This window comes from Mangrovicoccus sp. HB161399 (genome assembly GCF_013184745.1).
Classification (GTDB): domain Bacteria; phylum Pseudomonadota; class Alphaproteobacteria; order Rhodobacterales; family Rhodobacteraceae; genus Mangrovicoccus.
In genome coordinates, this window is sequence record NZ_JAATVU010000066.1 from 19,801 (window position 1) to 32,758 (window position 12,958).

Genomic DNA, 12,958 nt, shown 5'->3' on the forward strand with positions numbered 1-12,958 from the left:
GCAAGAATGTCCATGACCCTGACCGTTCGCCCCCTCGCCTCCGGGGACCGTCCCGACTGGGACCGGCTCTGGACCGCCTATCTGGCGTTCTATGGAACCACCCGGCCGAAGGAGGTCTTCGACGCCACCTTCGCGCGGCTGCTCGGCGACGCGCCGCAGCACGGGCTGATCGCCCTGAGCGGCGGCCAGCCCGCCGGCCTCGTCCACTACCTGTACCACGCGCATAACTGGCACATCGCGCCGGTCTGCTACCTGCAGGATCTCTACGCCGATCCGGAGGTCCGCGGACAGGGCGTCGGGCGCGCGCTGATCGAGGCGGTCTATGCCGCCGCCGACGCGGCCGGGGCGGCCGACACCTACTGGATGACGCAGGAGTCCAACGCCACCGCGCGGCAGCTCTACGACCGGATCGGCCAGGTCACCCCCTTCATCAAGTACAGCCGCGGGCCGAAGGCATGAGGGCGCTGCCGCTTCTCGCCGTCCTGGCCGCGCTCGCAGGCTGCGCCGCGACGCCACATGCCCCGCCCCAGCCCGCCGGCACGCCGCTGCCCCTGCCCAAGGCGATGAGCTTCGGCGCCACCGACGTGCAGCCGCCGCAGCGCGCCAATTCGGACATGGCGCGGGATTTCCTGGACCTGTCCTTCAATCTCGAAAGCGGCCAGCACCTGACGGTCTTCACCCGCTTCGAGGACCCGATCACCGTGGCCGTCACCGGGATCAGGAGCCCGGCGCTGGAGAAGGAGCTGCGGCGGCTGATCCACCGGCTCTCGAGCGAGGCGGGTCTCGACATCCGCCGCACCGCCGATCCCGCCACCGCCTCGGTCACGATCGAGGGCGTCACCACCCGCGACATGCAGCGCACCGTCCCCGAGGCGGCCTGCTTCGTCCTGCCGACCCGGGTCAGCTGGGACGAATTCCGCAAGACGCCGCGCAGCCCCGACTATTCCTGGACCCGGCTGACCGAGCGCAAGGCAGTCTCGGCCTTCGTGCCGGTCGACACCTCGCAGCAGGAGATCCGCGACTGCCTGCACGAGGAGATCGCGCAGGGGCTGGGCCCGCTCAACGACCTGTTCCGGCTGGGCGACTCGGTCTTCAACGACGACAACCTCAACCCGATCCTTACCGGGTTCGACATGCTGATGCTGCGCGCCACCTACCATCCGGCGCTGCATTCGGGGATGAGCGAGGCGCAGGTGGCGGCCAAGCTGCCTTCGATCCTCGCCGCGCTGAACCCGCGCGGCCAGTCGATCCCGGCCCGCGGCATCCGGCCCTCGACCGAAAGCTGGCTGCGCGACATTTCCCGCTCGCTCAGCCCCGGGGCCACGTCGACCCGCCGCTCGGCGGCCAAGCGCGCGACGCTGGAATCGGCGCAATGGGCGGATGTGCGCACCGGCTTCAGCCTGTTCACGCTGGGACGGCTCAGCATCGCCCGCGACGGCGAGGCCGCGCTGCAGGCCTTCATCGCGGCGCAGGAGATCTTCGGGAAGCGGCCCGAGACCCAGGTCCATGCCGCCCAGGCCGGGTTCCAGATCGCCGCCTTCGCGCTGAGCTCGGGCCAGTGGGACATCGCCATCGGGCTGTGCGACCGCTACGCCCCGGCGGCGCGGCGCCACGAGGATGCCGCGCTGCTGTCGGATCTGGAGCTGGCCAAGTCGGCAGCCCTGGCCGCCAAGGGCCGGCCCGATCCGGCGCTGCGCCAGGAAGCCATCGGCTGGGGAGTCTACGCCTTCGGCAGCACCGCGCGCGCCACCGAGCGCGCCGAGGAAATCGAGTCCCTGGCCAGCCGCCAGGGCGTGTGAGGAGACCAGCGTGATCGTCATAGTCACGACCCTTGCGGGAGCCGCCTGGGGCGGTTTCCTGGCCCGCCGCCGGGGCGGCAACCGCTACGACATCGCGCAATATGCGGTCGTCTTCGCCATCATCGGCGGGCTGATCGGGCTGATTGCCGCAATCTGGCTGCAGCGGGCGGGCTGAGCCCCCACGGGAGTGGCAATGCCGCCCCGCCGGAGCTATCTTCCGCCCATGTTCCTGCCGTTCTTCGAAAACCTGCGGAAAGCCGGCGTCCCGGTTTCCCTTCGCGAATATCTCGCCTTCCTCGAAGCCATGAGGACCGGCCTCGTCACCTATGACGTGGACGGCTTCTACTATCTCGCCCGCGCCGCCATGGTGAAGGACGAGCGCAATCTCGACCGCTTCGACCGCGCCTTCGCTGCCACCTTCGAAGGTCTGGAGGCGATCAGCTTCGAGGAGATGATCGAGGCCGTCGAGATCCCCGAGGAGTGGCTGCGCAAGATGGCGGAGAAGCACCTCTCGGACGAGGAGAAGGCCGAGATCGAGGCATTGGGCGGCTTCGACAAGCTGATGGAGACGCTGAAGAAGCGGCTCGAGGAGCAGAAGGAGCGCCACCAGGGCGGCAACAAGTGGATCGGCACCGGGGGCACCTCGCCCTTCGGCGCCTATGGCTACAATCCCGAAGGCATCCGCATCGGCCAGAAGGAAAGCCGCCACCGCAAGGCGGTCAAGGTCTGGGACAAGCGCGAATTCCGCAATCTCGACGACAGCGTCGAGCTGGGCACGCGCAACATCAAGGTCGCGCTGAAGCGGCTGCGCCAATGGGCGCGCTCGGGCGCGCATGAGGAGCTGGATCTCGACGGCACGATCCGCGCCACCGCCGAGCACGGCTATCTCGACGTCAAGACCCGGCCCGAACGGCACAATGCGGTCAAGGTGCTGCTGTTCTTCGATATCGGCGGCTCGATGGACGACCATATCAAGGTGGTCGAGGAGCTGTTCTCGGCCGCCCGTTCCGAGTTCAAGCACCTGGAGCACTACTACTTCCACAACTGCCTCTACGAGGGCGTGTGGCGCGACAACTCCCGGCGCTGGACCGAGCAGATCCCGACCTGGGACGTGCTGCACACCTACGGACACGACTACAAGTGCATCTTCGTCGGCGACGCCTCGATGTCGCCCTACGAGGTACTCTATCCCGGCGGCGCCAACGAGCACTGGAACGAGGAAGCCGGCGAGGTCTGGCTGCGCCGCGCGATGGAGCAATGGCCCGACTGCCTCTGGCTGAACCCGGTGCCCGAGCGACACTGGCCTTATACCCAGTCGATCGGACTGATACGGGAGCTCTTCGGCGAGCGGATGGTGCCGATGACGCTGGAAGGGATCGACCGCGGCATGCGGCTGCTCGGACGATAGCCGCCCCGCGCGCACCGAACCGCGGGTTTTTTCCGCGGCCGGATGTGCAGGATCCGAAAATTGGCGTCCCATTCGGAAACATTTGCAGTCTGTGCAAGCAAAACACCCTAGAATGCTTGACAGAATCAGTTGAGGCGGCCCCGGAGAAAACTTCGGACCAATTCACGTGTTTCGGCAGCGGCGGAGCGAATTTGCCCATTCCGCAGGCAATCCGTGGCGCACCGCGTTCCGGAGCCCGTGAAGTTCGACGAGGATCGCGAAAATATCGATAATAAATGTATCGATTCATTCATTTGATTGATTAAATTGGATTTTTTCCAATGTCTTCCGTTGCGTGCCCTGCATTGCCCGGCGGGAATTCCCGCACGCGGAGCATCGTACCCCATCGCGGCACCTGCGGCATGCGGAGCTCCGGCTTGACGGACCGGGCCATCGCCGTACCGTGGCAACATGCGTGGAAAGACACTGACCAGCCTTGCGGTCCTCATGGAAAATGCTCTTGCCGATCTGCGGGCCGACTGCATCGCCTTGGCAATACCCTCGCCGCTCCCGGGCTGCGTTCTCGTGCTGGCCCGCGGGAAAAGCTTCCCCGATGCGCCCGAACTGGTGCCGGTCTCGTCGACCGGCAGCAGCCTGTGTCAGAGGGTCATTCAATCGGGACAGGACGTGCAGGCGCATATCGGCACCGGGTCGGCGCGCTGCGGACTGATGGCCGCGGAGGAACTGACCTCGTATTGCGGCACCCCGATCCTCGCTCCCGGCGACGGCGAGGTTCTGGCCGCCGTCTCGGCGATGACCCGGATGTCGCGGATCTGGTCGCGCGACGACACCAGCCGCCTGCATGCGCTGGCCCGCGCGCTGGCCAGCCACGGCCTCCCGGGCTGGGCCAGCGCCGGTCCGCGGCGGCTGGGCGACTCGCGGCGCTGAGCGCGGGCATCTTGCCCGCGGCCCGCCGGATCGCCATATCTGCAGGATGCTGAAGCTCGCGCCCATCCTCGCCGCAGTCCTCTACGGCATCGCCTACTACATGTTCTCGGCCTGGCGCACCCGCCAGCAGCTGGACCAGCGCTCTGCCGAGCTGGCCGATGCGCAGCTGACCCGCGTGCTGGAGCCGATGGCCGAGGCGCTCGAGGTGCCGCGGATCCCGGTCTACCTGTACGAGATCGAGCCGGTGAACGGGCTGGCCGCGCCGGACGGGCGGATCTTTCTGACCCGCGGCTTCTACAACCGCTTCCGCCAGGGCGATGTCTCCGCCGAGGAACTGGCCTCCGTCGTCGCGCACGAGCTGGGACATGTGGCGCTCGGCCATTCGCGGCGGCGGATGATCGACTTTTCCGGGCAGAACGCGATCCGCGTGGCCAGCGCCATGGTGCTGTCGCGGATCATCCCGGGCTTCGGCCCGGCCATTGCCAACCTGCTGACCGGCATGCTGGCCGCGCGGCTGTCGCGGCAGGACGAGTACGAGGCCGACGCCTATGCCGCCGCTCTGCTGACCCGCGCCGGGATCGGGACGGAGCCGCAGAAGGCGCTGTTCCGCAAGCTGGAGGCGCTGACCCAGGGCGGCACCCCCGCCCCGGCCTGGTTCCTCAGCCACCCGAAGACGGCCGAGCGGATCGCGGCGATCGAAACGCTCGAACGCCGCTGGCAGCCTCAGGCCAGGTAGGGCCGGAACTCCGCCACCACCTGCTCGTAGACCGCGCGCTTGAACGGCACGATGCGCTCGGCCACCTGGTCCAGCTCGATCCAGTGCCATTCGCTGAATTCGGGATGCTCGGTCTCGATGTTGATCGCGTCATCCGTGCCGTGGAAGCGCAGCAGGAACCACTTCTGCTCCTGCCCGCGGTACCTGCCCTTCCAGATTTTCGGCACCAGGTCATGCGGCAGGTCATAGGCGATCCAGCCGGCGCTCTCGGCCTCGACCGTCACCAGCGAAGCGGAAACGCCGGTCTCCTCCTCCAGTTCGCGCAGGGCGGCCGCGCGCGGATCCTCGCCCTTGTCGATCCCGCCCTGCGGCATCTGCAGCGCGGGCCCCGGATTGTCGATCCGCTGGGCTACGAAGACCCGGTTCGCGGCATTGACCAGCATGACGCCGACATTCTGCCGGTAGGGCAGCTTCGCGATCTCTTCGGGGGTCATGCGTCCGCTCCGTCCGACATCCAGGACAGCTTCGCCATCATTTCGTCGAACAGCGCCGGGCTCTGCGCGGACAGCAGGATGCCGTCCGGCGCCGGGCCGGGCCGGTAGGGCGTGCCGTCGAGCATGCCCGCCTTGCCGCCCGCCTCGATCACGGCCAGAACGCCTGCCGCATGGTCCCAGGGCTTGGGCTTCACGCCCATGCAGTAGCGGCCGAAGCCCTGCGCCATCATCCGGTATTCATGGCAGGCGCAGGCCAGGGAATAGGTGCGCGTCCCCGCCATCAGCTCGGCCGCCAGCCGCGGCTGGTCGGCCAGCGGGAACAGCCGCAGCGGCACGAAGCCCCCCGTGGCGGGCGAGGGATGGGCCGGCATCGTCAGCCGCCGCGGCTCGCTGTCGGGGCGGCAGAACCAGGTGCCACCGCCCTTGCGCGCCAGGATCCAGTCGTCCAGCACCGGGTCGTAGAGCAGCGAGAACACGGTCTCCCCTTCCTCGACGACTGCCACGATCACGCCGAAATTGGCCAGCCCGTGGGCAAAGTTCCAGGTCCCGTCCACCGGATCGACGATCACGCAGCGCGCCGCGCCGGGGATGCGCGCGGTCAGGGCGGGATCGTCCTCGACCGCCTCCTCGCCGACGACCAGCACCTCGCCTAGCGCGCCGCCGGCCAGCGCGGCCGCGATGTGCTTCTCGGCCTGCTGGTCGGCAATGGTGACGAGATCGTCATCGGCGGATTTGGCGGCGATTGCGTCCTCGGGCAACTGGCGGAAGCGGGGCAGGATATGCTGCCGCGCCGCTTCGCGCACGATGTCGATGAGGAAACTCTCTTCGTCTCGGGTCAGGGGCACGTGGGGAGGGTCCTTCTCTGCCTGTCACTCACCGAGTCATGCCCTGACGGAACACGGGTGGCAATAAGACGTCAGGCCGCGACCCGCCCGGCGCGCCAGCGCAGCAGCGCATCTGCCCGCGCAGTGGACAGAACCCGCGCCCCTGCCTCCCAGAGCGCGCCCCAGATCCCGTCGGGATCGGCTTCGGCCGCATCGTCGCCCGGTCCGTCGGTCGCGGCCGCGACCGCGATCCCGGCCGCGGACAGCGGCCCCGCCAGCCGCGACACCTGCTCTGGCGCGGCGCGGCGCAGCTCCGCCATGGCGGGCCGCGCCGCCAGGAGGGCGTCGAGGATATCGGTGCCGGAGGACTGCGCCAGGCAGAGGCTCGGCATCGCCGCAAGCCCGTGGCGCTGGACCCGTGCCGTGAATTCCGCCGCCGCCGCCGGCCGCGCGAAGCGGGCGCGCAGCGCGACATCCCCGGCGGCGTTGCAGGCGCAGAGCCACAGCGCCAGCGCGTCGAGATCGGCGCAATCGGGCAGCGACAGCACCAGCGCGCATCGCCCGCGGGCCGCTGCGAGGATCTCGGAGAGCATCGGAAGATAGGCGTTGGTCAGGGGCTGCGCACCGCCCTCCCCGCCGCGCAGCGGCAGCCGGGTCAGCGAGGCGGTGGCCAGCCCCGCGACCGGACCGCGCGCGGCGGTCATGCGCGACAGCTCGGGATCGCGGAAGGCGACCAGGTCGCCCTCGCGCGTCCGGCGCAGATCGAAAGCGGCCATCTCGCACCCCTCCGAGATGGCCGCCTCCAGCGCCGGAACGCTGTTCTCGGGCGCGCGCGCGGACCACAGGCCGCGCTCCGCGCAGGCCAGCGGCGCCGGCCCGCGCAATGCCTCGTTCAACGCGCCTTCCCGTACTCGTACCTGCACGTGCCTGTCCCGTCTTCCTGTGGATATCCGCAAGCGGACTCCGCAGCAGTCCCGACTTGTTGATCCATGTTTATCTCAACTTGCCTCCAACCGCCCGCCCGGATTTGGTTCTTGGTTTACGGGCTGCCGCCCGCCGTCCCGCCGGAGAGGCCAAAGAGCGCGTTTTCCTCGGGGCAGTGATAGGCTAGATATCCCGCAACCTGTTCCAAGACCGAGGAGCCCGATCAATGGCACCGAAACCTGTCGTCCTCTGCATCCTCGACGGCTGGGGCAAGAGCTCCCGGACGGAAGACAATGCCCCAGCCCTCGCGGACACGCCGACCTTCGACCGCATCATGGCGACCTGCCCGAATGCCGAGCTGACCACCCACGGGCCGGTCGTCGGCCTGCCCAAGGGGCAGATGGGCAATTCCGAGGTCGGCCACACCAATATCGGCGCCGGCCGCACCGTCGCGATGGACCTCGGCCAGATCGACCTGGCCATCGAGGACGGCAGCTTCGCCGGGAACGAGGCGCTGAAGGCTTTCATCGCCACGATGAAGGACACCGGCGGCACCGCGCATCTGATGGGCGTGGTCTCCGACGGCGGCGTGCACGGCCATATCCAGCACATCCTCGCCGCAGCGCGGGTGCTCTGCGATGCCGGCGTGCCGGTGTCGATCCACGCGGTGACCGACGGGCGCGACGTGGCGCCGTCCTCCGCCGCGGGCTTCATGGCCGAACTGGTCGAAGGGCTGCAGAACGACGCCAAGATCGTCACCGTCACCGGGCGCTACTGGTGCATGGACCGCGACAAGCGCTGGGACCGTGTGGAAAGCGCCTACCGCGCCTGGACCGCCGCCGAGGCGCGCCGCGCGGGCAACCCGGAGGCGGCCGTCGCCGAGGCCTACGAGGCGGGCGAGACCGACGAATTCATCAAGCCCACGGTGATCGGCGAGTACCGGGGCATGCAGGAGGGCGACGGCTTCTTCTGCCTGAACTTCCGCGCCGACCGCGCGCGCGAGATCCTCTCGGCGCTCGGCGAGCCGGGCTTCGACGGGTTCGACCCGATGCCGCGCCCGCATTTCGCGGCGATGCTGGGGATGGTCGAATACTCCACCAAGCACAACGACTTCATGGCCACGGTCTTTCCCAAGCGGGCCATCGTCAACACGCTGGGCGCCTGGGTGGCCAAGCAGGGACTGACCCAGTTCCGCCTCGCCGAAACCGAGAAATACCCGCATGTCACATTCTTCCTCAACGGCGGCAAGGAAGAGCCCGAGGAGGGCGAGGACCGCTTCATGCCGCAATCGCCGAAGGTCGCCACCTATGACCTGCAGCCCGAGATGTCGGCCGCAGAGGTGACCGACCAGTTCGTCGGCGCCATCGAAAAGGGCTACGACCTGATCGTGGTGAACTATGCCAATCCCGACATGGTCGGCCATACCGGCGACCTGGAGGCGGCGAAGAAGGCCTGCGAGGCGGTCGACCAGGGGCTCGCCCGCGTGCTGCCCGCGCTGGAGAAGGCCGGGGGCGCGATGGTCATCACCGCGGATCACGGCAATTGCGAGCAGATGTGGGACCCGGAAACCAACGGTCCGCATACCGCGCATACGCTGAACCCGGTGCCGGTGGCGCTGGTCGGCGGACCGCAGGGCGCGACGATCCATGACGGCATCCTGGCCGATCTGGCGCCGACCGTGCTGCAGCTGATGGAGCTGAACACGCCGCCCGAGATGACCGGAAAGTCGCTGATCAATTGAGCCCGCACCGTCTTGCCCTGGCTGCCTGCGCTGCCGCCCTGCTGTCGGCAGGGTCGGCCTGCGCCGCGCAGGGCATCTGGGAAACCAAGGTGGCAGAGGCCGCCCGCGCCGCCGGAGAGGCCACGGCCCCCTCGGCCCGGCTCAATGCCCTGACCCAGCTTATCGCCGCCCAGGAAGAGGGCCAGGCGGCGCTGCGCACCAAGCTGGCTCTGCTGCGCGCCGAGGAAGAGAAGCTCTCGGCCGACCTCTCGGGCGAGGAGGACCGCACCGCGCGGCTGCTGGCCGGGCTGGAACGGCTGGGCGACGCGCAGGCGCCGCTGCCGCTGCTGCATCCGCAGGGCGCGCTCGCCGCGGCCCGGACCGCCACGATGGCCGATGACATGGTGCAGGCGCTGGCCGCGGAGCGCGAGGGGCTGATCCTCCGGCTCGACCGCGTGCAGGGATTGCGGCGTGCCGCCGAGGAGGCCTCGGACAGCCTGGCCGGGCTGCGGGCCGAGACCGCCGAGGCGCGCCAGACCCTGATCGAGGCGATGGCCTCGCGCGGCCCGCTGCCCCCGGCCTTCGACAGCGAGACCGCGGCCGCCCAGGCCGTGGCGCTGGGGATTTCCGATCTCACCGGACTCGGCCGGCGGCTGGGCCCCGAACAGCCCTCCGGCGTGCAGCCCATGGGCCTGCCCCTGCCGGTGCCAGGCACCCCGGCACAGGACGGCCCCGGCTGGCGGCTCTCGCCGGGCTTCGGCACGCTGGCCAGCGCGCCCGCGGCGGGACACGTGCTCTATGCCGGCCCCCTGCGCGGGCACCGCCTGGTGCTGGTGATCGAACTCTCGCCGGGACGCACCCTGACGCTGGCCGGACTTGGCCGGCTGCTGGTGCGCTCGGGCGATCCGGTCTCTCCCGGGCTGCCGCTGGGCTTCCTTCCCGAGGAAGGGCAGGTCTCCGCCGGCGACGCCGATGGCCACGGAAATGTGACGCCTGCCCCGTTTACATCTGGCGACCTGCCGGGAGACACGCTTTATATGGAAACGAGAGACGCCAACAGGCCCGTGGACCCCGCCCTGTGGTTCGCGGCGGAAGAGGACAAGAGACCGCAATGAGATCCTTCGTGATGGCCGCACTGGCCGGAACCGTCGCCGGCGCCGTGCTGACCGCCGAAATCGCCGGCCCCGTGCTGGCGCAGGAACAATCGGACTCGATGTCGGTCTACCAGCAGCTCGACCTGTTCGGAGACATCTTCGAACGGATCCGCAGCCAGTACGTGGAAGAGGTCGATGACGGCAAGCTGATCGAGGCGGCGATCAACGGCATGCTCACCTCGCTCGACCCGCATTCGAGCTATCTGGCCCCCAACGATGCCGAGGACATGCGCGTCCAGACCCGCGGCGAATTCGGCGGCCTGGGCATCGAGGTCACGCAGGAGGACGGCTTCGTCAAGGTCGTCTCGCCGATGGACGGCACCCCCGCCGACGAGGCCGGTATCCAGTCGGGCGACTACATCACCCATGTCGACGGCGAGAGCATCCTCGGCCTGACGCTGGACGAAGCGGTCGAACTGATGCGCGGCCCGGTGGGCTCGGACATCACCGTCACCGTGGTCCGCGAGGGCCAGGACGAGCCGTTCGACGTAACCATCACCCGCGACACGATCAAGCTGACCGCGGCGCGCGTGCGCACCGAGGGCGATGTCGTCGTGCTCCGCGTCACAACCTTCAACGACCAGACCTATCCCAACATGGAAGAGGGCCTGAAGAAGGCGGTCGACGAACTCGGCGGCATGGACAACGTCAAGGGCTTCGTGCTCGACCTGCGCAACAATCCCGGTGGCCTGCTGACCCAGGCGATCAAGGTTTCGGACGCGTTCCTGAACGCGGGCGAGATCGTGTCGACCCGCGGCCGCAACCCGGCCGACGGCGACCGCTACAACGCCACCGAGGGCGACCTGGCCGACGGCAAGCCACTGGTCGTGCTGATCAACGGCGGCTCGGCCTCTGCTTCGGAGATCGTCGCGGGCGCGCTGCAGGACCACCGCCGCGGCGTGGTCGTCGGCACCAAGAGCTTCGGCAAGGGCTCGGTCCAGACCGTCATGCCGGTGCCCGGCGGCGGCGCGATGCGCCTGACCACCGCGCGCTACTACACCCCCTCGGGCCGCTCGATCCAGGCGCTCGGCGTTTCGCCGGACATCGTGGTGGAGCAGCAGGCCCCCGAGGAAACCCCGTCCGAGGATGACGCAGCCGCCGCCCGCACCCGCACCGAGGCGGATCTGCGCGGCAGCCTCGACAATGACAGCCTGACCGAAGACGAGCAGAAGCAGATCCAGCAGGAGCAGGAGGCCGCGCTGGCCGCCGCGCACCTGCGCAACCAGGATTTCCAGCTCTCCTACGCGATCGACCTGCTGAAGGGCCTCTCGGCGCTGAACAAGCCCGAGTGATCCCCGGGGCCTCCGGGCCCTGACAGGACATGGAACCGCCCCGGATGCCGCCTGCATCCGGGGCGGTTTCCGTTTCCGGCCCTGCCCGGGGAACCAGTCCCGCCGCAATGTCCGGCGCGACCGCTTAGCCACCCTGCCGAGATGCCTCCCGACCTATGGAGTCGATGCTGAACAACGAGGTCATGCGGCGTCAGAGGCCTGCTCCGGAGCCCGGCATCCGGTCATGGACGCGACGATGGTTGCGGTGAGCCGGGCCCAGATGGCCCGGAGGTGGGCGAGGGTCTTGCGGATGTCCTGCCCGCAGCCGCAGGGCACGGCAAGGACCGCGTCGCCCTGCGTCCCCTTCAGCGGACATCGCGCCCGGCGCCATCCGCCTTCATGTGGCCGATCTCGGGCTCGATTGAACTCCGGCGCCGAAGGTCAGCCGCCAGCTTCGGCGTCATGCCGCGGCGCTGGCCGCTGATCAGCACCCATGTGGAAGCGACCTTGTGGCCGCGATGGCCGCGGTCGGCCATGGCCAATCCCGGCCTTTCGCCGGCGAGAACCTCGACCTGCTCCAGCGCGGCTCCGAGCGCATGGCCGTCATGCGGGTTGCCGGGAAAGCTGCGCGCGCCGACCACGAGGCCCTCGTGCAGCGTCGCCGCCAGGCTGGCCCTGCAGCCGGACTCGGAGCGGATGCGGGCCTAGCCCCCGGAGATGCAATCCGCCGCGGGCCCGTGCGGGGCGCGGATCCTGCCCCGACCTTTCGGCTTCTGGTGCAGCAGCCGCAGCACCAGCGCGATCTTCGCCACCACCCGGTCGCGCAGGCCGCCCTCGGGGATGCCGCCGAGATGGCGGTGCAGGTCGTGCGCTGAGCAGGTGCACCACCGGTACGAGCGCCCTGCGAAGGCGCCCGGTGCATCCCCTGAGCTTTTTCAGGGCCTTGCGCATGCGCTTGAACTGCCCGGGACGGGCGCAGCGGCCGACCTGCCGGGACAGGCGCGGCACGAGCCGGGCATGGGACTGGCGCAGATCCCCCGTCCTCCTGCGCCAGGGCCACCAGCCGTGCCCGGGCCCGCTCGCAGAGACGGGAGTCCGCCGGATGGGCGATGGCGTCCTTCGGGGCTTTCGCGGCGCCGCTGGCGCCACGGTCCCCTCCGAACTCCATGACCGTCGTGCCGAAGGCCAAGCGCTTCAGGCTGCCGTCGCCGATCGCCCCCGATGCCTTGCCCGCCTCATTCGTCGGGGAAACGGTCCGCTGGGGCCTTTCCTGATCCTGCTCATTCTGCGAGAGCATCCACTCGGCGCCGTTCGGCGCCATGCCCGGACCATGCATGGATGGCCCCTCGGCAGGAGCCTTGCATGGGTTCGGCATTCCGGTTGGTCGCGGCCATGCAGCGAGGGGCAAGTGACCTTGCCCCCGGATCCCGGACCGGGAGTTAAAGTACTCCCAGAGAGAGGGACCCGCTATGAGCAGACAACCCCGTCGTCACTTCACCGCCGAGTTCAAGGAGCAGGCCGTTGCGCGCCTGTCGGAGCCCGGCGCCACCCAGACCAGCGTCGCGCGGGAACTTGGCGTGACGCCGTCGCAGCTGAAAGGCTGGCGGCTTGAACTGGCGGCTGGAGGGGCGGCCGAGGCGATCCGCAAGCAGCAGGCCGAGGCCGCCGAACTGGCCGAACTTCGGCGCGAGAACCGTCGCCTCAAGGAAGAGGTGGAGGTCA

General features: G+C 69.3%; 13 protein-coding genes and 1 pseudogene. 10 read left to right on the forward strand and 4 right to left on the reverse strand.

Features of this window, described 5'->3' with window-relative positions; all coding sequences use genetic code 11:
• Nucleotides 1–6: 6 nt before the first annotated feature.
• The 6 genes from HCC78_RS25140 (at nucleotide 7) to HCC78_RS25165 (ending at nucleotide 4,870) form a co-directional block, all read left to right on the forward strand.
• The gene (locus HCC78_RS25140; protein ID WP_172331530.1) at nucleotides 7–459 is read left to right on the forward strand and encodes a GNAT family N-acetyltransferase; all 453 of its coding nucleotides are present in this window, start codon (nucleotides 7–9) and stop codon (nucleotides 457–459) included.
• Nucleotides 456–1,799 carry a DUF2927 domain-containing protein gene (locus HCC78_RS25145; protein ID WP_172331531.1) on the forward strand — a complete coding sequence of 448 codons (1,344 nt, stop codon included), beginning with the start codon at nucleotides 456–458 and terminating at the stop codon, nucleotides 1,797–1,799. The genes HCC78_RS25140 and HCC78_RS25145 overlap by 4 nt, the downstream gene beginning before the upstream one ends.
• Before the next feature lie 10 nt (nucleotides 1,800–1,809).
• Nucleotides 1,810–1,974 carry a hypothetical protein gene (locus HCC78_RS25150; RefSeq protein ID WP_172331532.1) on the forward strand — a complete coding sequence of 55 codons (165 nt, stop codon included), beginning with the start codon at nucleotides 1,810–1,812 and terminating at the stop codon, nucleotides 1,972–1,974.
• A 48-nt stretch (nucleotides 1,975–2,022) separates the two neighbouring features.
• Nucleotides 2,023–3,207 (forward strand): VWA domain-containing protein, encoded by a 1,185-nt coding sequence (locus tag HCC78_RS25155; protein WP_172331546.1) that lies wholly within the window; start codon nucleotides 2,023–2,025, stop codon nucleotides 3,205–3,207.
• 486 nt (nucleotides 3,208–3,693) lie between these two features.
• Nucleotides 3,694–4,134: a hypothetical protein gene (locus tag HCC78_RS25160; RefSeq protein ID WP_172331533.1), complete on the forward strand. Its 441-nt coding sequence runs from the start codon at nucleotides 3,694–3,696 to the stop codon at nucleotides 4,132–4,134.
• A 46-nt stretch (nucleotides 4,135–4,180) separates the two neighbouring features.
• Nucleotides 4,181–4,870 carry a M48 family metalloprotease gene (locus HCC78_RS25165; RefSeq protein WP_172331534.1) on the forward strand — a complete coding sequence of 230 codons (690 nt, stop codon included), beginning with the start codon at nucleotides 4,181–4,183 and terminating at the stop codon, nucleotides 4,868–4,870.
• On the opposite strand, the gene HCC78_RS25170 is transcribed toward HCC78_RS25165, so the two are convergent.
• The 3 genes from HCC78_RS25170 to HCC78_RS25180 form a co-directional block, all read right to left on the reverse strand.
• Nucleotides 4,858–5,343 carry an RNA pyrophosphohydrolase gene (locus HCC78_RS25170; protein ID WP_172331535.1) on the reverse strand — a complete coding sequence of 162 codons (486 nt, stop codon included), beginning with the start codon at nucleotides 5,341–5,343 and terminating at the stop codon, nucleotides 4,858–4,860. The genes HCC78_RS25165 and HCC78_RS25170 overlap by 13 nt on opposite strands.
• Nucleotides 5,340–6,188, reverse strand: coding sequence for an inositol monophosphatase (locus HCC78_RS25175; protein WP_172331536.1), 849 nt, complete (start codon nucleotides 6,186–6,188; stop codon nucleotides 5,340–5,342). The genes HCC78_RS25170 and HCC78_RS25175 overlap by 4 nt, the downstream gene beginning before the upstream one ends.
• A gap of 71 nt (nucleotides 6,189–6,259) precedes the next feature.
• A complete protein-coding gene (locus HCC78_RS25180; RefSeq protein ID WP_172331537.1) occupies nucleotides 6,260–7,063 on the reverse strand; it encodes a glycerophosphodiester phosphodiesterase family protein in 804 nt (267 codons plus the stop codon).
• Nucleotides 7,064–7,317: 254 nt separating this feature from the next.
• Between HCC78_RS25180 and gpmI the strand changes: the two genes are divergently transcribed.
• The 3 genes from gpmI to HCC78_RS25195 are packed head-to-tail and all read left to right on the forward strand — an operon-like array spanning nucleotide 7,318 to nucleotide 11,257.
• A complete protein-coding gene (gene gpmI / locus HCC78_RS25185) occupies nucleotides 7,318–8,832 on the forward strand; it encodes a 2,3-bisphosphoglycerate-independent phosphoglycerate mutase (RefSeq protein WP_172331538.1) in 1,515 nt (504 codons plus the stop codon).
• Nucleotides 8,829–9,926, forward strand: coding sequence for a murein hydrolase activator EnvC (locus HCC78_RS25190; protein ID WP_172331539.1), 1,098 nt, complete (start codon nucleotides 8,829–8,831; stop codon nucleotides 9,924–9,926). Before gpmI ends, HCC78_RS25190 begins: the two co-directional genes overlap by 4 nt.
• Nucleotides 9,923–11,257 carry a S41 family peptidase gene (locus HCC78_RS25195; protein WP_172331540.1) on the forward strand — a complete coding sequence of 445 codons (1,335 nt, stop codon included), beginning with the start codon at nucleotides 9,923–9,925 and terminating at the stop codon, nucleotides 11,255–11,257. The genes HCC78_RS25190 and HCC78_RS25195 overlap by 4 nt, the downstream gene beginning before the upstream one ends.
• A 180-nt stretch (nucleotides 11,258–11,437) precedes the next feature.
• Here the strand turns inward: HCC78_RS25195 and HCC78_RS33955 are convergent.
• A pseudogene (locus tag HCC78_RS33955) lies at nucleotides 11,438–12,545 on the reverse strand (hypothetical protein); the annotation flags it as partial.
• A 160-nt stretch (nucleotides 12,546–12,705) separates the two neighbouring features.
• On the opposite strand from HCC78_RS33955, the gene HCC78_RS25205 reads away from it, so the two are divergent.
• Nucleotides 12,706–12,958: transposase (locus tag HCC78_RS25205; RefSeq protein ID WP_172331542.1), on the forward strand; the 253-nt coding region annotated here is incomplete at its 3' end.